Below are 21,867 nucleotides of genomic sequence, written 5' to 3'. Positions count from 1 at the left end.
AAAGCGGTTATCGATAAGCCATCATGGCATTGCCTCCATTATAAGTATCACTACCCCAATCATACAGAAACTCCTGAACCCCACGAATTTGTGCAACAGCAATACCTCTGATTGCCACATATTCTTCCTGATCTTCATAAACATTAATTAGTCTCAGATAATTTGTATTACCTGTCTGAGCATAAAGGTTCCGTAATGATAAAATCACATTATAAAAATTATAGGTTGGCCTTATGTCATAAAGACGGCAAGGGAGCGAATCCCCAGGAGCATAGATAACTATGTGACTGGGGTGAGCGAGTGGAGCCAACAAAGATACAACTTGAAAGACGAAGGGTATAAGATATAACTATATTTTATATAACTATGATCTCTTATTGCCATATCATCAATAAAACAATCACATAAAAAATAAATACTTTTTGAAGTTAGGCTATATACCCAATGGATTACAAATTGCGTCTCGGCGGCAAGGGAATGACAAATTCGTCGGGAACGAATTTGTCCAGCCAAAGGCTGGCCTCCGGTGAGAGGCAGGAGCCTCTCATTAATCCCCTGAAACATAGATAACGATGTGACCGGGGGTGTAATTGTAAAGAGTAGCACAGCCAACAGAAAGACAACTTGAAAGACGAAAGGTATAAAATATAGGAACAATATATGACTCCATCCTGGTTCAGCTTAGCGCTGGATTCCCTTTGGCCAATGCTTTACGCAGGCCTGACATTCACTATTCCCCTCACCCTGATTACATTTGCTCTTGGGCTTACACTAGGGTTTATTGTTGCCCTGATCAGGCTTTACGGGCCTAAGCCACTGGTTGCAGTCGTACGTTTTTATGTTTGGTTGATCCGTGGAACACCCTTACTGGTTCAGCTATTCCTGATATTTTACGCCCTGCCCAGCATCGGTATTACATTGGAAGCATTCACCTCTGCCGTGATTGGTTTTACTCTGAATGTTGGTGCCTATACCTCGGAAGTGATCCGCGCAGCTCTGAATTCCGTTCCCAAAGGACAATGGGAAGCTTCCCACTCCATCGGCATGAGTTGGTGGCAATCCTTACGTCGGATCGTGCTGCCACAAGCGGCAAGAGTTTCGATACCTCCACTGTCCAATACCTTTATTTCACTGGTAAAAGATACCTCATTAGCTTCTGTCATCACCGTGCCAGAGATGTTCCTGGCTGCACAACGCATCGCTGCCGTAACATACCAACCAATGATCCTGTACACCGAAGCAGCTATCCTTTATCTGATCCTGAGTTCGTTGCTATCGGTACTGCAAGTTCGTCTGGAAAAGAAATTCTCCCAGCAATACTCTCAAAATAGCAATAATAAGGAAGTCAAAGATGATTCAGCTCTCTAACATTGAAAAAAGTTTCGACGGACAAAAGGTGCTGAAAAACATTAACCTGACTATTCAGGAAGGGAGTCTGACGGCGCTTATCGGGCCTTCCGGCAGTGGGAAAAGTACTCTGTTGCGTTGCATTAATCTATTAGAAATTCCGCAAGCGGGTCAACTGATGATCGGCAAGGAAAAAATCACATTTACAGGTAAAGAGCGACTGCCTCACAAAGAAATTCAGCGCTTTAGCCTGCAAACTGGCATGGTATTCCAGAATTTCCAGCTTTTTCCTCATCTCACTGTGATTGAAAACATCATGGAAGGGCTGATTTGGGTACAAAAATGGCCACGTGAACGCGCCAGAAAACGAGCATTCGAATTACTGGAAAAAGTGGATATGTCCCATAAGGCTGATACCTGGCCAACCACATTATCAGGAGGTCAGCAGCAGCGTGTTGCCATTGCCAGAGCGATGGCCCCATCCCCCAAAGTATTATTATGTGATGAACCCACTTCAGCCCTTGATCCTGAGTTATCGAAAGAAGTTGTCTCAGTATTGAAACAGCTGGCGGACGAAGGAACAACCATGTTAATGGCAACACACGATCTGCGTCTGGCAGCTAATCTTGCCCATGATGTTGTCTTTTTGGAGTTCGGTGAAATTATTGAATCAGGAAGCGCAAAACACATGTTTACCCGCCCAAATCAACAACGTACTGTCGAATTTATTTCAACCCTGACAGAAACCTTACCGGATTGGGAAATATAGAGCACTGTGCCACCGTTAGCCTGAAAAAAACTTAGCTTGAAAAACTTGATTTGAAGAAAAATTGCTTCGGAGAAAAACAATGAAAGTATTCTTGAAATTATTACTAGTTGGTGCCGCTGCCCTTGCTATTTCTGCTCCCAGCTATGCTGGTAAAGATTTTGATACCATAAAATCTTCTGGCGTATTTAAGATTGGGACAGAAGGCACATATCCTCCTTTTACCTACCATGATGCCACTAACAAGCTCACCGGTTTTGACGTGGATATTGCCAAAGAAATTGCGCATCGCCTGAATGTCAAACCAGAGTTTATGGAAGTGAAATGGGATGGACTGATTGCGGGGCTGGATGCCAAACGTTTTGATGCCGTTATCAACCAAGTGGGTGTCACCCCAGAGCGGAAAGCCAAATACAGTTTCTCGACCCCTTACTCAACATCTCAGGTTGCCTTGATCACCAAGGATAACAACAACAATATTAAATCATTCGCTGATCTCAAAGGAAAACGCTCGGCTCAGTCTCTGACCAGTAACTACGGTCAGTTAGCAACTTCCTATGGGGCTAATTTGGTCAGTACGGATGGTTTTAACCAATCCATTGATTTAGTTGTCACCGGACGTGCAGATGCAACCTTAAATGATCGTCTGTCATTTTTAGATTTCAAAAAACATCGCCCTAACGCACCAGTTAACATTGTTGCCCAACAGACTGATGCAAGTAAATCTGCCGTTTTGCTGCGCAAAGGTGACCCGGAATTGGTAGAAGCTATCAATAAAGCACTGCAAGACATGAAAAATGACGGAACCTATGCCCACATTTCCAAGAAATACTTCGGCACTGATATTTCGAAATAATTAATTGATCAGGTTATATTCTTCAATTGCATTATCTTCTACAAAACGTTGGATATAACCTGATGTTTCTATAGCAGAGTTTGTAAATATTTTCCATCCCTCTTTTCACCTGCTTTAGTTGGTAAAATAAATAAAAACTATACATATTTAGACGCCACATTAATAAGTACTGGATAATTATGATAATAGAGAGCATCAATACAATGTTAATAATCAGCCATATCCACTTTCATTGGAATTAATTGATTTTTAATCCACCTCAGAACATTTGTAACCATTCAATTGCTATCTATTGATTCAGCAGGAATAAAATTGAATATCTCTAGCGTTGGATATAACCATTGCGGGTTAGTATTGAATCAAATCCTACCATTAATTACTATATATTTAATAAGTTATATCAAACTAACCCTTCGTTAGTTACAAAATACTCTTACCCTAAGCGCTTACCTAAGATTTTTACCCGAAATTCAGAAAGAGGAAAAAATGGCCAAAAGCACAACACACGACTATATCATCCGTCCTATCATCCAACAGGACAATGCAGATATTGCTGCTGTTATCCGTGAGGTATCTGCCGAACATGGTTTAACCGCTGACAGAGGTTTTGCCGTCGCCGATCCTATTCTGGATACCCTGTACGAAGTTTACAGCCAGCCACGCAGCGCTTACTGGGTTGTTGAAATGGAGGGGAAAATCGTTGGAGGTGGAGGGGTTGCTCCACTGGCAGGCGGTGACAATGATACCTGTGAACTACAAAAAATGTATCTTTCATCAGTGCTGCGGGGAAAAGGCGTTGCTAAACAAATCGTAAAACAATCTCTGGAGTTCGGCACAGAACAAGGTTTTACACGCTGTTATTTAGAAACCACGGCATATCTGAAGGCAGCCATTACACTCTATGAAAAACTGGGCTTCAGCTATCTTGACGAACCACTGGGAAATACCGGGCATAGTGATTGCGAAGTCAGAATGATCAAAGCACTATAACAAGCTCTATACCTTATGGATTTCAATAAATAAGCCCCACAGTTTACGCGGGGCATATATCATTAACCGATTCTTGAAAAGAAGTTAGTGCAGTCTGGGTTCATCTTCATCCGGGAAGAGAGCACTGTCATCATCTTCATCATCCGGCGCATTCGGATCTTCAAAATATGTACCCCAACCATCGTAATTCACGCCGATCTTTTCAACCAGATCCATCAGTTGCTCAACCTGTACGTTGATCAGTTCAGCATCCAGACGGCTTTCACTGATCACATCACAACACATCAAAACAACGCGATCTTCTGTTTCCAACTCTTCTGCATCTGTCACTTCATAACCAAGTTTAAATGCTTCAACAGCAGCTTTTTCCAGAAGATCAAAATTCTCTGCCGAAAAATGATGTTCAATAATATAAAGCGCATCAGGGTCACTACCATCTTCCAATAATTCTTCGATGATCAAGCGAGTTTCTTCACGCTGTTCTTCTAATGCATGTGGGTCTGCCATGCCAATCCCCCTGTCAGTTGGCTATCCTGTTTCGCATTCTCCCATCTTTTCCCCACAAAGGATATAGCCATCCAATTTTGTTAAACAGAAAGTACAGGTCGTAAATGACTGAATCTCAATTATCTTAATGATCCTCAAATTACCAATTCATATTATAGGGGTTGTAATTAGATTTTTTATCGATATATAGTGAATATTAATTCAATGTTTCGCTCATGGAGAAAATGCTGTATGAATCCATTTTTCCAACATCATTTCCTGAGATTACTTGATTATAAGCCCTCAGAAATTGATACACTTTTAACACTGGCAGTTAAATTAAAAGCGAATAAAAAATCAGGTAAAGAATCTCCCTTACTGGCAGGAAAAAATATCGTCCTGATTTTTGAGAAAGATTCGACCCGTACACGCTGTGCGTTTGAAGTTGCAGCCCATGATCAGGGAGCAAATGTCACCTATTTAGGCCCCAGTGGCAACCAGATCGGCCACAAGGAATCTATCAAGGATACTGCAAGGGTACTTGGGCGCCTGTATGATGGCATTCAGTACCGCGGCTATGGACAGCATATTGTCGAAACATTAGCGACATATGCTGGTGTTCCTGTCTGGAATGGGCTGACAAATGAATTTCATCCGACTCAACTACTGGCAGATCTCATGACCATGCAGGAACATAGCCAAAAACCACTCACCGAAATAAAACTGGCCTATCTGGGTGATGCACGTAATAACATGGGCAATACAATGTTAGAAGCAGCCGCATTGACAGGTTTGGATCTGCGTTTAGTCGCCCCGAAAGCCTGCTGGCCAGATCCTAAACTGGTGGCAGAATGCCAACAACAGGCCGAAAAAACGGCGGGTAAGATCACACTGACAGAAGATATTACAACGGGCGTTAAGGATGTGGATTTTCTCTATACCGATGTTTGGGTTTCAATGGGAGAACCTAAAAACGTCTGGCAGGAACGGATTGACGTATTAAAGCCTTATCAGGTCAATATGGATGTCGTGAAATTGACAGAGAATCCGAATGTAAAATTCCTGCATTGCCTGCCGGCTTTCCACGATGAAGAAACGATACTTGGTAAACAATTAGCAGAAGAGTTCAATCTGTATGGTGGGTTGGAAGTCACTAATGAAGTGTTTGAGTCAAAGCACAGCATTGTGTTTGATCAGACAGAAAACCGTATGCATACCATTAAGGCCGTAATGGTGGCAACGTTGGTGGAAGAGTTGAATTTCGATATCTAAAAATAAGAAACTATCCGAAAAATATGCCAATTAAACACTAGCCAAGGATAAGCTAAATTAGGAAAAATTTACGCCAGTTTGTTAATACTGGCGTCTATATTATACGAAATGAATGAATTATGAACATCAACAGGTATCTACTTAATTCATAATATATAATGTGTCTTAAAGCCCTTGGAAGCTTTCACTAATAACCTGAAAATACATCTAAATTGAAGAATAATTTAAATTTATTAACATTTAAATCAGTGATATTGTCACTATACTTGCTAAAATCAATATTACCGCCGACTCAACGCCAAATTAAACGCGAAAAATAAAAACAATCCACCTGTCGCGCGATTCATCCATTTAATAACGTTCCCACGACGTAAGATGTGGGAAAGAGGCCGGGTGGCATAAATCAGGATCAATGACCATAGCGTGCCGAGCATAACGTGAATTGCCACTAATCCAAATGTCCAGATAATTGGTGAATACCCCTGGGGAATAAACTGTGGTAAAAAGGAGACGTAAAATACGCCAACTTTTGGATTCAACACATTTCCCAACATTCCTTTGATAAACCAATTCGATATTTTCGCAGAAGAAGAGTTTTCCCCACCAAGATCTGAGTTAGGTCGCCATATCATCTGGATCCCCAACCAGCATAAATACAGTACACCGCACCATTTCAGAATGTTAAATGCCAGTTCAGATATGGCAATTAACGCCCCTAAACCAAATGCCACCATCGCTCCCCATATCAAACATCCGGTATCAATCCCAAGTACAGCCTGAAAAGCTTTTTTCCCGCCTTCTGCCGCGGCTGTTCTTAAAATCAAAGCGGTATCCAAACCGGGGGTTAGAGTTAACAGTGTAGCCGCAACTGTAAAGGTAAATAAGGAATCCAGAACTGTCATTTTTATCTCCGAAAATAAGAGTACGTAAGAATGCTTAATTATGATGTTATTTCATACCCATATATTCGACAGGAACAGTTTTTGTCAACCAAACTCCGTTGCGAACCGGAAGCTGACACTTTTGACATCCTCCCCCGCCCTAAAGCTGCATCTTGATCACATTTATACTCAATGGATTCCAAGTATTCTGCTTAAATATGGTAAGGGACGGAGAATATATCAGAACGTGTTTATCTTACAGGCACATTAATTCCAAATAGAATTGAAATTCGTCTCCCACTGCCGTTACAAGTTTTCAAACCCAACGCGGCACTAAATCAGGATTAATACCCGTGAATTAGGCAACCATAAACGCCAGTAGGGAGTCCATAACTATTATTTTTTATCCTTAAGGATAAGGGATAAAACAATGTTTACTAATGAAGTTAAATCACACTCATATATCGATTTGATCCATATTTCCCCTCAGTAATCGGAATTCTTTTATTTATTTATTTTTTTGTTTTAGCATCATCTCATTACCCAACATTTCAAATAGTTATCAAGTAATTCCTGATTATGTTCACAGTTATCACTAAGCTCACAACGCGCCAATGTTTCATCAAGTTCAGATTCAATAAATGAGTGGACTTTCGTCTTACGCAAACCATATTCTGCCTCACTTGCAGATCGTTTAATTTGTAACAGATCGGCAATTTCTGCTTTTACTTGAGGATCATGTACTGTTCCTTCCACCAACGTCTCAAAATCTATCGGCGGTACACCTTTGCCCATTTCAATCCAGTGGGCAGCCAATAACGGGCGCAATACGTAGAAATATTTTTTTAACCGGACTTCTTCACCTTGCAGATAACCTCGGAAATTTTTCTTCGCCATTGAGAGATAGTGGTAACGCGCTTTAATGTCCGAAAAGAAATGTGGCACCAGCGTTTTCAATCCATTGGTTGCTGCCGCATTTGCCTGGTAGATGATGGGGGAATCCAACCATTCCATCAATGTTGGATTTGCCTGTTTCAGTAATTTTAAAGCTTTGCGTAACTCCCAACCACTGATATCCAACTTATCATTAATTGACTGTTCAATAACATCCCGTCCTGCTTCCACTCTCAGATACCAATCCATAGGATGAACATAAATAAACCGCACATCGTAATCACTATCGGGTGAAGCAAAACCCCACCCACGGCTACCCGATTCACAGGCGTACAATATGTGCACGTCATATTTTTTCTCTATCTTATCCAGTTCCCTCTTGATACGCTTTTTCATCACTAGACTGACTATTTCCCTTTCCATTTTTTCTTACCTATTTCTATTTACTATCCTTTTACACAAACGACCTAACGCAAAGTATGTACAACTTTCACCAGCGAAGACTGGGCTGCCATTACTGCATCAATATCTTTGTACGCCATCGGGATCTCATCAATCACATCGCTATCTTTACGACACTCTACATGAGCAGTAGCTCGTTTCTGATCACTCACGGTAAAGCGTTTTTTCATTTCCGGCGCGTCATGCCATGACCCTTTATCTCGTCCTCCACGGTTTATATTACGTCCATGTGGCACAGCGACTTCGATGGCATGACGAATATTCAACAAATTATCCGGTAAATCTGATGCCACCAGCGAAGTACGGACTGCAATCATTCCACAGCCGATATCCACCCCAATCTCCACCGGGATAATGGCACCACCAGTCGGGATCACACTACCGATGGTAGAACCTTTGCCAAAATGAACATCCGGCATTACCGCCATATGTTTAAATACAAAAAGCATCTTGGCGGTATTCTGCAATTGAGTAATGGCTTTTGGATCAACAGGGACTCCATTCGCCCACATTTTTACCGGAGCACCATTCTCTTGCGTCAATAAGTTATAACCGTTGGTTTTTATTTCAGTTGTTTTCATTTTTGCTCTCCTTTAATTGCTTAGAACTCCATACGACTTCATCAGTGCGTTAACACTTATAGTTATTGCCAATCTTGTTATTACTAATCCTGTGCCAACTTTGGAAAAACATAAAAACATTTTTTATTATTTTGAAAAATAACCGTTTTTATTTTTACCTATTTTCGACAATTGTTTTTGCTATTTGATTTTCTTATCTTTTTGTATCGTTATTTATAAATTAAGATAATCTAATGATAGGGAAAGGGATGAAACGCAGAGTTGCTATTGGAGTTTTGGGCACAACATTAGACCGACACAGACCAAATTGAGCATGTCGCCCTGCATTCTTCCGCACCGATTTTATTAACAGGGCCAACGGAAGCCAACTCGCAAGATAAAGCGTATAGGAGAAAATGACATGGAATTGAGATTTCTGGGCACAAGCGCAGGCATTCCCACTAAAGAGCGTAATGTCACCAGCCTTATTCTGGATTTACAGGCGATCCGCAGTGCACTGTGGATGTTTGACTGTGGAGAAGGAACACAGCATCAAATCCTTAATTCTCCAATTAAGATCCGCAAACTGGAAAAGATTTTTATCACCCATTTGCACGGCGATCATATCTTTGGTTTGCCGGGCTTACTGTGCAGCCGATCAATGGCAGGCTCGACCGTTCCCTTAACATTATATGGCCCAAAAGGAATACGCCAGTTTGTAAAAACCACATTACAACTAAGTGGCTCCTTCCTGACCTATCCATTAGAAATTACCGAAGTGCAACCAGGATTACTGTTTGATGATGATACAATGAAAGTCACGGCTTACGCTCTGAATCATCGCGTGGAATGTTACGGCTATCGGATTGAAGAACATGATAAACCCGGGGTACTTGATGCCCAAAAACTGAATCAGGACAGTGTTCCCCGTGGCCCGTGGATGCAAGCGTTGAAGCAAGGAAAATCGGTAACATTGGAAGATGGAAGAACGATTTGTGGCAAAGACTATCTGGGAGAACCGATACGTGGCAAATCACTGGCTATTTTCGGGGATACAGAACCCACACCGGAAGCCCTGAAACTAGCCACTAATGTTGATGTGATGGTACATGAAATCACACTGGAAGATGCATTTGCAGAAAAAGCCAATGAACGCGGACACTCTACGACTAAACAAGCTGCAACATTGGCACGCGATGCTAAGGTAAGACATTTTATTGCAACACATATCAGCGGACGCTATAGCAAAGAAGATTGTCCACGATTATTGGCAGAATGCCGGGAAATATTTCCCGATACTGATTTAGCTGAAGATTTTTCAGTATTTGTGGTTAAATAATCTAGAAAACTCCCCAGATAAATCGTGATTAAGTATACTGCACCGATAATAATTCTCCCATAATGTTTCATCTGAAACCCAAGGTGGACAAATAGGTTTTTGATTCAACCAAAATTGTATTTTGCTAGCAACTTTTCTATTATTTCTGTGTCTGTAAATCCACCTCAATTCTTTTGCAGTTATATAATCCCTTGTTTTATCTACGACTTCTTTTATATTTATTTCATCAAGGATGAAGTGTATATGCATATCCTCAGTAAGTTGGCAATTATTCATAGTTACCCATGATAACCCTCCTTTACATTTCCTCCCTATAGTTACATTATCCTTACTTATATTTTCATCAAGCACAGTATAATATTTATTGTGTTTTCTAAGATGAGAATAGAAACTTTCTTTATATTCTCTGTATTCTTCAAAAGCAACAACATTAAGATAACGCTTGTATTCATTTGCCCTATTAATCAGACATTGAGTGGGGACTCTTTGCCTATTTCCCATTGAACGCTTAAAATTATCTAAAAACGATACCATTTCTCTCTCTTCAACCGGAATTAAATAATAATTAATCATTGCCAGTTTAGAGAATTCTTGTCCAGAAGTAGATTTAGTAAGTTTATGTTTAACGATTTTAAATTTATCAACACAACTGATATAATGTTCTCTTTCATCAGTTAAACCATATATCAGATCACCCTCAAAAAACTCATTTCTAAAAGGAGGAGAAAATGGCATATACCACCCTCTTATTTGACGAAAAAATAAAAAGTAACACATTATAATTCCGATTATTAAAATAAACGTCATGTTTTATATAGTTATCAAAATCACTAAAATCGCAAATATATTTTATTCGCAGATTCAAGATGAAATTATTTTCATATAAAATATTCAATATATTTATATAATTGATAAAATTATAATATATTATCAATCAGGATTATTATGGTAAGTCAATGAATATTATTCCACCAAAATAATAAACAAAATGGCAATCAGTTTGAGTGACAAAAACGACTAATACCCAATGGATTTCAAGTTACCTCTTTGTTGGCTACACTCACCCCGGTCACATAGTTATCTATGCTGATGTGAAATAAAAATTTCTTCCACAAACCTTGCGGTGAATACAATCGTGAGTATAATGCGCGACGATTTGCCGGGAGAAAACATGAAATACTGCGCCACAGATAACGTTGCAAAATATCAATCCAACAAAGCACTGCCAGCTGGCAGCCTGGGCGTATTGTTTTTACCATTGCTAAACCGATCATTTAAAAAGCCCCTCAATTGAGGGGCTTTTTTTTGTCTGCCCAGTCAAAGGCTAAAAGTCATAAAAGAGGAATGTAAACATGGCTAACCCGTTATATCGCAAGCATATCATTTCAATTAATGATTTGAGCCGCACAGATCTTGAATTGGTATTGCAGACAGCAGCAGCACTGAAAGCCAATCCACAGACTGACTTACTGAAACATAAGGTTATCGCTAGCTGCTTTTTTGAGGCCTCTACGCGCACCCGTCTCTCTTTTGAAACAGCTATTCAGCGGCTTGGTGCGTCTGTGGTCGGCTTCGCGGACAGCAGCAATACGTCATTAGGCAAAAAAGGAGAAACACTGGCCGATACTATTTCTATTATCAGCCAGTATGTTGATGCGATTGTGATGCGTCACCCACAAGAAGGAGCCGCTCGCCTTGCTTCTGAATTTTCCGGTCATATACCGATCATTAACGCCGGTGATGGTGCAAATCAGCACCCAACCCAAACTTTGCTCGACCTGTTTACCATTCAGGAAACCCAAAACAAACTGGATAACCTGAAAATCGCTATGGTGGGTGATTTGAAATACGGGCGTACCGTACATTCGTTGACACAGGCACTGGCAAAATTTGAAGGTAACCATTTCTGCTTTATCGCACCGGATGCCCTTTCCATGCCTAACTACATCCTGCATATGCTGGATGAAAAACAAGTGAATTACAGCATTCACAACAATTTTGAAGATGTGTTGCCAGAGCTGGATATTCTATATATGACCCGTGTACAGAAAGAGCGTCTTGATCCTTCTGAATACGCTAATATCAAAGCCCAGTTTGTACTGCGCGCAGCGGATTTGGTCAATGTCAAAGATAACCTGAAAGTATTACATCCACTACCACGTATTGATGAAATTACTGTTGATGTGGATAAAACTCCTTATGCCTACTATTTCCAACAGGCAGGCAATGGTATTTACGCCCGTCAGGCACTGCTGTCACTGGTATTGAATGAGAATACCGTTATCGCGTAATAATGAAATAGCTTATTAACAAAAATAAGCGTCCGTTAATATTATGACCAAGTGAGTTATGCTTTGGTCATAATGTTATTTTTTGAAAAATGTTTTTCTGTCATTATTTCAATACACTGTTATTTTTTAATAAAGTCATTGGGTATTATCTAAACATTCGCCAATATCAAAAAATAAGCGTCACGACCGATTAGTTTAACAATACTCTTATAGTAGCTTAATGCGAAAGTATTTTATTTTTTCTCTTCATATATGAGCAATCAGTAGACCATACGATAAACTTTGTTTTCAGAACAGAATGATCCTTCGATGAAAAAATAATATAACCATAATTTTCGCCTTTGGGGGATAAGGGATTAAGTAGTACAGGGTCTACAATTTTCTGTGAGATGGAAATTACACCATCATAATCTTCAGCTTTAAAACACCCAATGTCTGTGGCAAAAGACAAATTTTTATCTGATGAGTTGAAAACCTCTATAAAAAATTTCTTGGAATAATGTTTTACTCCATTCTCTGTTGTTGATGTAACTAAAATACTATCGCTGACTGTAATAAAAATATCTTTTTCAGAAGGGATATTATTCACAGTTTTCGAATTTACATCCACAGCATTAGCTATTAATGGCAAAAACAACAGTGATACTAAAACAACTAACTTACTCATATAATTCCTGAATTATGAAATGGAAAAAATCGCACACTGGTTTCCGGCTGCGAGTTGTTCAGACTTTTTACGGAAAATTACTTTCCGTAAAAAATTGCTGTCCGTCAAAAACGGATACGGATAGTGCCATTGATGCATGTGACTGCATTACCACCGACCAGAATTTTCTCGTCAGTGACCGTTAGTTGAAGCTTCCCATCACGACCGAGTATCTGCCCTTGAAAGGAGCAAATCAGACCATCTTCAGGCAAGGTGACAGCGTGATGGCGTATAAATGCCGCTACACTGCCGTTACCTCCACCACATACCGGATCTTCATTCATACCGCATCCTGGTGCAAAAGACCGGACTTCGATATGCAAACCGTTATTTCTACTATATTCGCCATAGAGACAGATCCCAGTTACATTCATTTCGCGATCATGTTCCCGAAGTTGTGCATAATCAGGACGAGCTTGCAAGACTGAATTAACATCTATGGTATGCACTACGATCCAGCGCGCGCCTACATCAACAAGGGCTGGCATCAGGGAACGATCAACCATGCAGCCTAGAATATTTTCAAGACAGTCTACTTGCACGGTTGTCAGTGGAGTGATAACGGGCTTAGGTAATTCAAAGGCTATCGACAAGTTACCAGATACCTTTTCTGTCACTGAAAGATTGACAAGACCTGTGCCGCACTCTTGAACAATTCGGCCTTCACGGTGCTGGATAACACCCGCTTCGAGCAGGGCGTATGCTGTACCTATAGTGGGATGGTCAGCAAACGGAAGCTCGCTTTCTGGTGTGAATATTCGTACCCGGTAATCGGCTTCGCTGCTTTCAGGAGGCAGGACAAACGTAGTTTCAGAAAGGTTTGTCCAATTTGCGATTGCCTGCATTTGTGTTGTCGAAAGCTCATGAGCTTCCATAACGACTGCAACCGGATTGCCCTTAAAAGACGTAGTGGTAAAAACATCAACCTGTTTAAAATTAACACTAGACATTACTATTCCTTATGTAAATCCCTGGCGTCACAAGGCTGGGTTTGATGAAACCCTTATAAAACTGATTGAGCAAAGAAATGCTTAATATCGGAATGTATTAGATACTACATGCACCTATTGATTAGATATAGATACAGGTTTCAGCAAATTTTATGGACACAGTTGTATTATGTTAATCTGTTATTTCAGCAGATAATTATGTCTAATAAAGTATTGCGGTAGATATGAACTGTATCCATATTTTACGAGGGTAGTAAAGTGTTTACTTATGAGGTTATTGCAGACGAGGTAGCAGCAGCCATCGCCAGTGACCAACTCCAACCTAGGGCGCGTATTAGGTCCATTAGGGCGTATGCCAACAGTCACAACGTAAGTATTAATACCGTTAAGGCGGCATACAGACTACTTGAAGATCGGGGATTGATTGTAGCTCGTCCGCAGTCAGGCTATTTTGTGAGTCACACACTACCTAAACTTATAGGGCGACGACAAGTATGCTAATTCATTAAGGCCAGACCATTTCATGTTTAAAACAACAATTCACAGTGGTTGCATGAATACTTTGGCGTCTCGTCCCCGTTCATCATAACATGTTGAGTGATGCATGTTTTCTTTTTCATTTCAATAATATGCTCAGAAGAAGTGATTTTATATATATTATTGATATAAAACCCTGCATTATTTGCAAGTTCCTCATATTCAGATTGATAGCGTATTTTACCCCTAAAAAGAATAACCATAAATAAATGAAAAGAAATATCCTCCACATTATTTTCTTCTTTAATTGTATCAATAATATAGAGTACTGAATCATCACGCATAACTTGATGGATATTCTTAAGAATATCGGTCATGTAGACCACTGTGTTGAAAGGAGCCAGTAACGCCATCAAACACGGTGTGGCGAAATCGCAAAATCATACTCTCTGGAAAGGCGGTGGAAGAAAGAACACTTGATGAAAAGTGATCATTTTAGGTAATAAAAAATTATCCAGATTCACAAAAGGAATATTTAATTACTTAATGACTGGGAACGATGACGTTTTGCGACCTGATTAGAAAAATTGCTACCAGCACTGCCAACCACTCCCGTAATCACATTAGCCGGTGATTGAATAATGCCCGAACAGTTATGACATGCCGGGAAATCTTGTCCAGCATTTGCTGTGGTTAACCGTTTGGTAAAAATTGATGATTGAAGCATTGCCTTGTCATAGCGTGCTGGATTGAGAGGTTCATTCTGATCTGCTGTAATAAATATCTGGTTCAACGCTTGTACTTCGGCATGCAGACCGGCAATACCTGCCATTGTGGGCAAAATGCCCCCGTTATGTGCAATATGATCTTCAACCAGACGTTGAATCATCGGGTGTAGCGTTTGCCCATTTCTTTCATACATATCCTGTAATGCTTTAATAAAGGCAGGAGTATTTATTACACGATATTCATTTTCCATATTATTTCTAAATATATCTTCGATATCATAGGCAAGTTTATTTCTCCGTGGTCCTATCGGTCTGTTTATTTCGATCGTTTTTTGGGGAATTAATTCTACCCCCCTAAACAATTTTCCGGGGGCTAAGTTATGATTGTTGTCTTTAAAATTAACAAAACTATCTTGATAAGTGTTGTTATGCAAATAGCCAGCATGGGCAGCAAAGTTTTGTAATGCCTTTTTGCTCTTCTCTTTACGAAGCAAGTCCGTTTTATTCTGGAAACTAGACATATAAGACGATAGCAAGTGCTGATAGGCAGCAGAAACCCTTTCTGTATCTGGTTTATCGAGATGCAGACTTTCCAGAGTCGTATTTAATCCCGGCTTTTTTTTATAAATCATTTTATTGTCATAACTGTATGTCATTGTTGTTTCCTCTAATTATTGATTAAGGTTTATTGATATTTAAAATAAATAAACCTACTATGAATTAATTATTCATTTCTATTTTATGATGAAAGTTTTAATGCTTGTCTATTAATGCTGTTAAACCTAATTTATTTTTTGTTCTAACCAGTGTACATAAAGTTAATTAGAAGAGATTGTTTATATATCTGATGATTTATATTAAATCATTATTTTTGTTTCTATAAACATCATAATAAAATTATTTATGATCCTTATAATCATTTTCGATATTTTTAAGTTGTTCATAAATTGATAACACTTTATTGTATAGGCACTCTCCTTCTTCCGTTAAAACTAATCCCTGGCCTTTTCTGACAAAGAGTTTTACACCTAATGAGAATTCCAGTTTTTTTAAGCTTCGGCTAATTGGCGACTGTGTAATAAAAAGCTCCTTTGTTGCCTTATTGATTGATTTATTTTTGGCTACAACAATAAAGTTTTCTAGTTCTTTTGAAATAAACACTGAAGTCCTTTTTAAATACAATAGGGTTTAATTTTGGTATTATAAAATTATTATTGAATTTATTATATTGTCATTTTAAATAAATAATTTTATATGATAACTCATCATAATAAAAATCATTAATTATGCAATGATCATATATAGGCATTGGTATTTGTCAACACTTGAATATACAAATTATTGCATTCATTAATGTAACCTTAACATAAATAAAACTTATTGAAGAATGATGAAATGTTCATAATAAATGATAAATATTATTATTCATAAGATTTATTTAAATATTGTCAGGGCAAGTTTGATTAATGGGAGATATCATTATGTTATAAATAAAAAAATTACTCTTGATTGACTAATCACCTTTTATACGATTTTAAGCAGCTCATTGGAATAGTCGTTAAAAATGACATTTCAGCATCATTAACTGGCCCATGATTTAAGGCAATAATTGTTGCGTCTTCCAGATTTTGCGTATCAAGAAGAATAGAAGGTTTCATATTTCCCATTCTTCCATTTGGCAATGGAACCAATTTTCCTTTATCTACCCCAAATTCATAGAGCTCCATTGATATTTCATAAAGTGGCGCTCCTGAGCTTTGTCCACCGACCTCAGTATTGACTGCGGTAGAAACCCAAACAGTTGAGCGATCTTTGGTATATTTTATGAATGTGGAAAGATCACTCAACTTAGGTGTTCCCGCTTTCTTCCATTTATTAATTTCATCGATAATATGTTTAGGTAAATTTTCTACATTGTCATTACCCAAAAACACGCTGGCAAATTTTCTCGCTTTTTCACTATCAAGATGTACCCAAGCCTTAAATCCCTCTGGGCTATTTTTTTGTAACTCTTCAAAATTCCGGTTATCTGCACGATATAGTGTAAATGATTTTTTTACACCTGTTAGTGCCGGGGTTGATGTTGGTGTCGCTTTCGGGTTTCGTATATCACTGACAGATGTTTTGATAGACGTGCTGGCAGAAGCCATAGGTGCTTTTGTAGCCTGTTGAAATGGTCTTGTCTTTAAAAGTGAATACAATGGACGAGGGGCAACACATGGGCGCATGGTTTGAGTTTGCGAATCAGGCTGCTGAAAGTTTTTCCTCAATTCCGCTATTCTTGATGTTATTACATTCTCACTATTGACAGTGTCTTGGGTAGGACGGAAGGATGGATTTTTCTTTTCTTCTTTCTGTTTTAAACAATACATAATAATACTCCGATTTAAATAAACTGTTATTTAAAGATTTAGCAAAATAAAAATAAATTCCGAAATTTTATTAACATCTGTCAGATATTTCTGTTTGATAATATCTGAGTTTGTGTCACTTGTTCCACTGTAGAAGAAATATCGTTCACTTGAGTCACATTATCTTGATCATCGGTGAGGCTAATCGGTATTGTCACTGAATAATTCAGGGAAAGCCGCGGGCGATTTCCCAGTGACTGCCAAAAATTGCCTAAACTGTTTAAACTTTCTTTCGGCGGTACAACCTGAGTATAAGCGCCAGGAATGCCCGCCAATTGGCGGTTATTAATCAAGGCATTCAAGACTTGTGACATGACTTGTATTGCCTGATTATCAGGTTGGCTATCTGGGCTGCCGGGATCTATTGCGGGTTTGTTCGATTCCCAATAGGTAATCAGATAATTACATTTAATATTGATCCAACCTGGCAATAACCTCCCTGAAGCAGCATTAAACACCCTCGATTCTGTTGAACGAAGTTGTAGATCCTCATGGATATCATAAAGAAAGACACTCACCATCGCATCAGATTGCACGGTATCCAGCTCAGGCAGATCAAAACGGATCGCAACTTTTTTATCCAGATATTTTTCCAGAATCGCCTTCATTGCCTTATTGACATCAATAACGGTTTGCATTTTTGACATAGGAAAATCCTCTTAATTTATTATTGTGATCACTATTCAGTTATTAGTGTATTTAATTTTTAGGTATTTTTATTTCTATGAATTTTGGAAATTCAGTCGCCCCACTTTGGCTAATTCACGTGATAATGCTATTTCAATATTTTTATTACTGACTTCGTTATGGTTATTCTCTGCGGCAAAAAGTGAAGACAATAAAGCAATATTACGAATATTCGCGCCTGTTACGCTTGTTTTTAGCGCTAATTTATCGAAATCTACATCTTGGGCGACTTTTATATTTTCAGGCCAGATTGTCTGCCACATTTTCTTACGGATTTTTTCATCCGGGTAAGTAAAGCGGGTAATAAAGGTAAAACGTCGATTAAAAGCATTATCCAAATGATTGCGGTTATTCGTCGACAAAATCACTAAGCCCGGAAAATTCTCCATGCGTTGCAGTAAATAAGAGACTTCAATATTGGCATGTCGGTCTTGTGCATCTTTGGTTTCACTGCGCTTACCAAATAGGGCATCTGCCTCATCAAAAAATAAAATACCGGCATCATGTTCTGCTAAATCGAAAATGCGTGACAAATTTTTCTCTGTTTCACCGATGTATTTATTTACGACGGTAGATAAATCTACTTTGATTAAGTCAACACCAATGTAATTGGCAATCACTTCTGCCGCCATCGTTTTCCCTGTACCGGAATCACCATAAAACAGGGCACTGATACCGGTGCCATAACCAATCTTATCTTTAAAACCGCCCGCCAGAACTTTTTCCCGATGCTTAATTGCTGTCAGTATTTCTTGTATCTGTTGAGCAATTTCGTCGGAGACTAACAAGTCTTTTAATGAACGTTTAGGGATAATTCGCTGTGCTAATTGGCCGAAATTTTGCTGAGCGCGTAAATTAAGAGCTTTGCGAATATCACATTGCTGCAAGATACCTGAAGGATCTCGCTGTTGTTGGTAAAGTTTCGCCTCTTGTAAAATTAATGGCAGGGTTGCGGGATTAAATGCGTAACGTTGGCTTAAAGTTATTGCATCAATATCATTCGCACAGTTATTGGGCAAGTGAGCCGTCAATAACCTCGCTTTTTCCACCGAAGTGAAAGCGGGCATTTCAATCAGTAATGTCGATATCTTTTTCAGCCATACTAACGGTGAATACGGTTCGACCAGGCAGATCACCCTTAATTCAGGCTGGTTTAATAAGCCTGACAGGGAATCTAGCAAGTGTTTATTCTGTTCTGCAAATAAGCAAAAGTTTCGCAACAATAAACAGGCACCACGCATACGAATTTCTCGCAAAATGGCTTTTATATGGCAAAACAGGGAGTTGTCATCGTTATCAGCCAATCTGGCGATATCCACAAGCAGCGTTTGCCGCTGTTCCGATGCCATCATATTGGCAACGGCATGGGATCTTGCACTATCGGCCATCCCTCTCAGCAAGATAACGGGCCGGATATCATCGCACTCAGATAACAAAATGTTACCCAATGCTTGTTTTAAGCCTGCTGGATAATTGCCGATTTCTGTGGGCGTTATCCACTCAACACAATGTTCCAGAGCAGGTGCAATATAATGATGCCCAAGTAAAAAATGATACACGCTGCTGTCTGTGATAAAGGGTGTATGGAGCCAGGACAACGTTTTTTGACGGTTATCAATGGATAACAGTTGGCAACCAATCAAGGGAGCCTGATGTAAAAAACTGGCCTGCTGTGCCTGTTTTTCCAGCATTGAGCGGCAAAACAGTTCCAAAGCCAACGCAAAAGAGGGCAGCCGGGATTGTGGTTCTCCCTGAACCAGAGCAAACAGGTGATAGTAGCGGTTATCGAAATGGGGCAGTAAACCTAATAGCAAAACATCCCTTTCAAAGTCAGTCAGTTCAAAATGTGTAATCAGGTCAGTTAATCGGGAGGCGACAGCAGTGATGGTTTGCGGTATTGTCAGGCAATCATCGGTGAGCCAATGAGGTTTACCCATTGGGTTATCCAGCCTGTTTATCACATCTTCTTCGCTTAACAGAAACTCATCAAGGAGGTCACCTTTCTGGCCTGATATGCAATGGAAATGGTATTGAAGAATGAGATCGATGCGCTCCAATTGGCTATATAAGAACGCTAAATGTGGATCATTATTTTGCTGAAATAAATCAGGGAAAACAGGCGCTGTATTCATAAATTTTTACTCAGACTAATTTACTGTGTTTGATGGTTATAACCACGTTATGGTGATAGGGTGGTTCAACCAGCTAAAGCTCGCTATATTCATTGGCCACGGCCATTCGCTTATTAGTGCATCATAAACTTCGGGTTTAATATGGACGTTTAATTCACTTAATTCCCCGCAACGTTGCAGAAATAAGTGCCGCACATCGTTCGCGCCCATTTTTTTCCAAGCCGGAAGTTGCACGATGGTTTTTTCCAGCCATTGGTTGATGGCAATTTGCTGTTCTAGCTCTGGTGTACACCATAGCGCGTTATCATGAATGGGTAATCCACAAAGCACTTTATTGAGTGTCAACCGCCATGCGGGTATTTCCTCTTCGGCCCAAATCAGCCAATCAAGTAAACAAACGGCCTCTCTTTGCGCTTCAAGGCTGATAAATTGATTCTTTTCCAGTAAATCAAAAGCGCGGAAAAATGTTGGCAGTAACGGCCATAAAATCATGCAGCCGGCGTTGCTGATGGGTAAGACTGACTGTGCCGATGGCGTTTGAATTCTATTACTCGGTTGCGTGGATGGTACTTGCGCTGATAAAACCGATTTTAGTGATTCCCTGTGTTGCTCTCTATTTTGCAAAGTTGCAGGGTTTTGTTCTACAGCCCCCTTTGTCAGACCATAATGCTGTTGTGTAGCCGTTGGCTGATGGTGTGCTTGCATGGGCTGGAGTGCAAACGGCGGTATTGCATCCATCTGTATATCGGGTTTATTGTGAGTCTGTTTTAATAGACTATTATCATTCTGAGTGATATTTACCGTTGACGTTTGCTTATTTTGAATTTGCAATGTAATTGCTTGTTGTAAGTCATGTACATATTTAATCTGATGTTGCAGATAATATTCAGCCACCAAACTTAATTTTTCTGGTGTCACTTTTTTATCTATGCTTGCTTGTGTTTTCGGATTAACAAATTCAGATGTTGTTGTTTCAGTAAATAACTGACAAAGCATAGCAAGAACGTCTGGCTGGCAGATTTGAATTAAGCGACTTAGACCCACAGATTGTAAACAGTGTTTAGCTAACATAGGTAACCACTGTTGTGGTTGGTGGTTGATCTTTTGCCATAATTCATTATCAATACGCACAATATTTGTGACGTGATGTTTGCTGTTATCAGATAACCAGTATCCCTTACGTAAGTAATGATCTACTTTTTCTATCAATAAATTCTCAGTAGATATTTGGTAGGAAATATTATTCCCTGATCTATCTATATATTTACCCACGGGTTTATGCATTGATAATAGGCAAGATCTTTTCTCTTCCCTCGGAGTATATTCGCAAGGATAATAATACTTTTGCAGAGTTTTTCTTAATTCAGACTTTAATTTTATGGGGAGTTCTGTTTCAAATGCATTAATATCAATATTACCTAAATCCACGAATATCCTTTCTAAGGAAAATTTTTTATTCCTGTTTGACTCTAATGCTTTGATGTTTTCTTTTATAATGAAGTATAGCTTATCATTAAATAATGACGAGCATTTATCCATTACCTTTTCACCATAATAATCTACTGACTCAATGGAGATGATAGTTCTGTGGATAATGCTATTCTTTTCTTTTTCCAATAAAGACATCAGCTA

23 protein-coding genes are annotated in these 21,867 nt (G+C 39.3%); 8 read left to right on the top strand and 15 right to left on the bottom strand.

The features are described from left to right. Positions 1–660 precede the first annotated feature (660 nt). The 4 genes from Xbud_RS01190 to Xbud_RS01175 all read left to right on the top strand — a co-directional run bounded on the left by Xbud_RS01190 (position 661) and on the right by Xbud_RS01175 (position 3,959). Positions 661–1,368 carry an amino acid ABC transporter permease gene (locus tag Xbud_RS01190; protein WP_099134346.1) on the top strand — a complete coding sequence of 236 codons (708 nt, stop codon included), beginning with the start codon at positions 661–663 and terminating at the stop codon, positions 1,366–1,368. Next, positions 1,352–2,116: an amino acid ABC transporter ATP-binding protein gene (locus Xbud_RS01185; RefSeq protein ID WP_099134345.1), complete on the top strand. Its 765-nt coding sequence runs from the start codon at positions 1,352–1,354 to the stop codon at positions 2,114–2,116. Before Xbud_RS01190 ends, Xbud_RS01185 begins: the two co-directional genes overlap by 17 nt. Before the next feature lie 79 nt (positions 2,117–2,195). Then, on the top strand, positions 2,196–2,969 hold the full coding sequence (locus tag Xbud_RS01180) for an amino acid ABC transporter substrate-binding protein (RefSeq protein WP_099134344.1): 774 nt from the start codon (positions 2,196–2,198) through the stop codon (positions 2,967–2,969). Between the two features lie 486 nt (positions 2,970–3,455). Then, complete coding sequence (locus Xbud_RS01175; RefSeq protein WP_099134343.1) at positions 3,456–3,959, top strand: GNAT family N-acetyltransferase; 504 nt, start codon at positions 3,456–3,458, stop codon at positions 3,957–3,959. An 84-nt stretch (positions 3,960–4,043) separates the two neighbouring features. Here the strand turns inward: Xbud_RS01175 and rraB are convergent, their stop codons facing one another. Beyond that, complete coding sequence (rraB, locus tag Xbud_RS01170) at positions 4,044–4,466, bottom strand: ribonuclease E inhibitor RraB (RefSeq protein ID WP_099134342.1); 423 nt, start codon at positions 4,464–4,466, stop codon at positions 4,044–4,046. A 231-nt stretch (positions 4,467–4,697) separates the two neighbouring features. Here rraB and argF point away from each other — a divergent pair, with 231 nt between their 5' ends. Continuing rightward, complete coding sequence (gene argF / locus Xbud_RS01165; protein ID WP_099134341.1) at positions 4,698–5,717, top strand: ornithine carbamoyltransferase; 1,020 nt, start codon at positions 4,698–4,700, stop codon at positions 5,715–5,717. A 281-nt stretch (positions 5,718–5,998) separates the two neighbouring features. Here the strand turns inward: argF and Xbud_RS01160 are convergent, their stop codons facing one another. The 3 genes from Xbud_RS01160 to Xbud_RS01150 form a co-directional block, all read right to left on the bottom strand. Next, a complete protein-coding gene (locus Xbud_RS01160; RefSeq protein ID WP_099134340.1) occupies positions 5,999–6,619 on the bottom strand; it encodes a LysE family translocator in 621 nt (206 codons plus the stop codon). Between the two features lie 510 nt (positions 6,620–7,129). After that, positions 7,130–7,888 (bottom strand): nucleotidyltransferase domain-containing protein, encoded by a 759-nt coding sequence (locus tag Xbud_RS01155; protein ID WP_099134339.1) that lies wholly within the window; start codon positions 7,886–7,888, stop codon positions 7,130–7,132. Between the two features lie 71 nt (positions 7,889–7,959). Next, on the bottom strand, positions 7,960–8,520 hold the full coding sequence (locus Xbud_RS01150; protein WP_099134603.1) for an RtcB family protein: 561 nt from the start codon (positions 8,518–8,520) through the stop codon (positions 7,960–7,962). Positions 8,521–8,935: 415 nt separating this feature from the next. Here Xbud_RS01150 and rnz point away from each other — a divergent pair, with 415 nt between their 5' ends. Next, positions 8,936–9,853 (top strand): ribonuclease Z, encoded by a 918-nt coding sequence (gene rnz, locus Xbud_RS01145; RefSeq protein ID WP_099134338.1) that lies wholly within the window; start codon positions 8,936–8,938, stop codon positions 9,851–9,853. Here the strand turns inward: rnz and Xbud_RS01140 are convergent. Both Xbud_RS01140 and Xbud_RS19720 read right to left on the bottom strand, forming a co-directional pair. After that, the gene (locus Xbud_RS01140) at positions 9,833–10,588 is read right to left on the bottom strand and encodes a hypothetical protein (protein WP_099134337.1); all 756 of its coding nucleotides are present in this window, start codon (positions 10,586–10,588) and stop codon (positions 9,833–9,835) included. The two genes, rnz and Xbud_RS01140, sit on opposite strands and share 21 nt — an antisense overlap. Positions 10,589–10,887: 299 nt before the next feature. Then, a complete protein-coding gene (locus Xbud_RS19720) occupies positions 10,888–11,127 on the bottom strand; it encodes a hypothetical protein (RefSeq protein WP_169923006.1) in 240 nt (79 codons plus the stop codon). A gap of 78 nt (positions 11,128–11,205) precedes the next feature. Here Xbud_RS19720 and pyrB point away from each other — a divergent pair, with 78 nt between their 5' ends. Beyond that, the gene (gene pyrB / locus Xbud_RS01135) at positions 11,206–12,144 is read left to right on the top strand and encodes an aspartate carbamoyltransferase (protein WP_099134336.1); all 939 of its coding nucleotides are present in this window, start codon (positions 11,206–11,208) and stop codon (positions 12,142–12,144) included. Between the two features lie 217 nt (positions 12,145–12,361). On the opposite strand, the gene Xbud_RS01130 is transcribed toward pyrB, so the two are convergent. Continuing rightward, on the bottom strand, positions 12,362–12,811 hold the full coding sequence (locus Xbud_RS01130) for a DUF4354 family protein (RefSeq protein WP_099134335.1): 450 nt from the start codon (positions 12,809–12,811) through the stop codon (positions 12,362–12,364). 104 nt (positions 12,812–12,915) lie between these two features. Continuing rightward, positions 12,916–13,800, bottom strand: coding sequence for a PhzF family phenazine biosynthesis protein (locus Xbud_RS01125; protein ID WP_099134334.1), 885 nt, complete (start codon positions 13,798–13,800; stop codon positions 12,916–12,918). Positions 13,801–14,058: 258 nt separating this feature from the next. Here Xbud_RS01125 and Xbud_RS01120 point away from each other — a divergent pair, with 258 nt between their 5' ends. After that, complete coding sequence (locus Xbud_RS01120) at positions 14,059–14,301, top strand: GntR family transcriptional regulator (RefSeq protein ID WP_244589830.1); 243 nt, start codon at positions 14,059–14,061, stop codon at positions 14,299–14,301. Between the two features lie 26 nt (positions 14,302–14,327). Here Xbud_RS01120 and Xbud_RS01115 read toward each other — a convergent pair whose 3' ends face one another. The 7 genes from Xbud_RS01115 to Xbud_RS01085 all read right to left on the bottom strand — a co-directional run bounded on the left by Xbud_RS01115 (position 14,328) and on the right by Xbud_RS01085 (position 21,861). Beyond that, positions 14,328–14,654: a methyltransferase gene (locus tag Xbud_RS01115; RefSeq protein ID WP_169923005.1), complete on the bottom strand. Its 327-nt coding sequence runs from the start codon at positions 14,652–14,654 to the stop codon at positions 14,328–14,330. Positions 14,655–14,812: 158 nt separating this feature from the next. Continuing rightward, entirely contained in the window at positions 14,813–15,661 is an 849-nt protein-coding gene (locus Xbud_RS01110) for a YwqJ-related putative deaminase (protein ID WP_099134331.1), read from the bottom strand. Positions 15,662–15,902: 241 nt separating this feature from the next. Beyond that, positions 15,903–16,166: a helix-turn-helix domain-containing protein gene (locus tag Xbud_RS01105; RefSeq protein WP_169923004.1), complete on the bottom strand. Its 264-nt coding sequence runs from the start codon at positions 16,164–16,166 to the stop codon at positions 15,903–15,905. 356 nt (positions 16,167–16,522) lie between these two features. Further along, positions 16,523–17,377, bottom strand: coding sequence for a hypothetical protein (locus Xbud_RS01100; RefSeq protein WP_099134329.1), 855 nt, complete (start codon positions 17,375–17,377; stop codon positions 16,523–16,525). An 80-nt stretch (positions 17,378–17,457) separates the two neighbouring features. Further along, entirely contained in the window at positions 17,458–18,063 is a 606-nt protein-coding gene (locus Xbud_RS01095) for a Pvc16 family protein (protein WP_339353610.1), read from the bottom strand. A gap of 75 nt (positions 18,064–18,138) precedes the next feature. Then, the gene (locus tag Xbud_RS01090) at positions 18,139–20,235 is read right to left on the bottom strand and encodes an ATP-binding protein (protein ID WP_099134328.1); all 2,097 of its coding nucleotides are present in this window, start codon (positions 20,233–20,235) and stop codon (positions 18,139–18,141) included. A 36-nt stretch (positions 20,236–20,271) separates the two neighbouring features. After that, entirely contained in the window at positions 20,272–21,861 is a 1,590-nt protein-coding gene (locus tag Xbud_RS01085) for a contractile injection system tape measure protein (RefSeq protein ID WP_099134327.1), read from the bottom strand. Between the last annotated feature and the right edge of the window lie 6 nt (positions 21,862–21,867).

The organism is Xenorhabdus budapestensis, assembly GCF_002632465.1.
Lineage (GTDB): Bacteria > Pseudomonadota > Gammaproteobacteria > Enterobacterales > Enterobacteriaceae > Xenorhabdus > Xenorhabdus budapestensis.
This window is presented reverse-complemented; position numbering and strand designations above follow the sequence as displayed.

Bases quoted from the DNA above. Each gene is read 5' to 3' on its own strand.
- Xbud_RS01130 (WP_099134335.1), bottom strand. From the start codon at position 12,811: ATGAGTAAGTTAGTTGTTTTAGTATCACTGTTGTTTTTGCCATTAATA.
- Xbud_RS01160 (WP_099134340.1), bottom strand. From the start codon at position 6,619: ATGACAGTTCTGGATTCCTTATTTACCTTTACAGTTGCGGCTACACTG.
- Xbud_RS01140 (WP_099134337.1), bottom strand. From the start codon at position 10,588: ATGCCATTTTCTCCTCCTTTTAGAAATGAGTTTTTTGAGGGTGATCTG.
- Xbud_RS01125 (WP_099134334.1), bottom strand. From the start codon at position 13,800: ATGTCTAGTGTTAATTTTAAACAGGTTGATGTTTTTACCACTACGTCT.
- Xbud_RS01090 (WP_099134328.1), bottom strand. From the start codon at position 20,235: ATGAATACAGCGCCTGTTTTCCCTGATTTATTTCAGCAAAATAATGAT.
- Xbud_RS01095 (WP_339353610.1), bottom strand. From the start codon at position 18,063: ATGTCAAAAATGCAAACCGTTATTGATGTCAATAAGGCAATGAAGGCG.
- Xbud_RS01155 (WP_099134339.1), bottom strand. From the start codon at position 7,888: ATGAAAAAGCGTATCAAGAGGGAACTGGATAAGATAGAGAAAAAATAT.
- Xbud_RS01185 (WP_099134345.1), top strand. From the start codon at position 1,352: ATGATTCAGCTCTCTAACATTGAAAAAAGTTTCGACGGACAAAAGGTG.
- rraB (WP_099134342.1), bottom strand. From the start codon at position 4,466: ATGGCAGACCCACATGCATTAGAAGAACAGCGTGAAGAAACTCGCTTG.
- rnz (WP_099134338.1), top strand. From the start codon at position 8,936: ATGGAATTGAGATTTCTGGGCACAAGCGCAGGCATTCCCACTAAAGAG.
- argF (WP_099134341.1), top strand. From the start codon at position 4,698: ATGAATCCATTTTTCCAACATCATTTCCTGAGATTACTTGATTATAAG.
- Xbud_RS01110 (WP_099134331.1), bottom strand. From the start codon at position 15,661: ATGACATACAGTTATGACAATAAAATGATTTATAAAAAAAAGCCGGGA.
- Xbud_RS01085 (WP_099134327.1), bottom strand. From the start codon at position 21,861: ATGTCTTTATTGGAAAAAGAAAAGAATAGCATTATCCACAGAACTATC.
- pyrB (WP_099134336.1), top strand. From the start codon at position 11,206: ATGGCTAACCCGTTATATCGCAAGCATATCATTTCAATTAATGATTTG.
- Xbud_RS01115 (WP_169923005.1), bottom strand. From the start codon at position 14,654: ATGACCGATATTCTTAAGAATATCCATCAAGTTATGCGTGATGATTCA.
- Xbud_RS01190 (WP_099134346.1), top strand. From the start codon at position 661: ATGACTCCATCCTGGTTCAGCTTAGCGCTGGATTCCCTTTGGCCAATG.
- Xbud_RS01100 (WP_099134329.1), bottom strand. From the start codon at position 17,377: ATGTATTGTTTAAAACAGAAAGAAGAAAAGAAAAATCCATCCTTCCGT.
- Xbud_RS01175 (WP_099134343.1), top strand. From the start codon at position 3,456: ATGGCCAAAAGCACAACACACGACTATATCATCCGTCCTATCATCCAA.
- Xbud_RS19720 (WP_169923006.1), bottom strand. From the start codon at position 11,127: ATGATCGGTTTAGCAATGGTAAAAACAATACGCCCAGGCTGCCAGCTG.
- Xbud_RS01180 (WP_099134344.1), top strand. From the start codon at position 2,196: ATGAAAGTATTCTTGAAATTATTACTAGTTGGTGCCGCTGCCCTTGCT.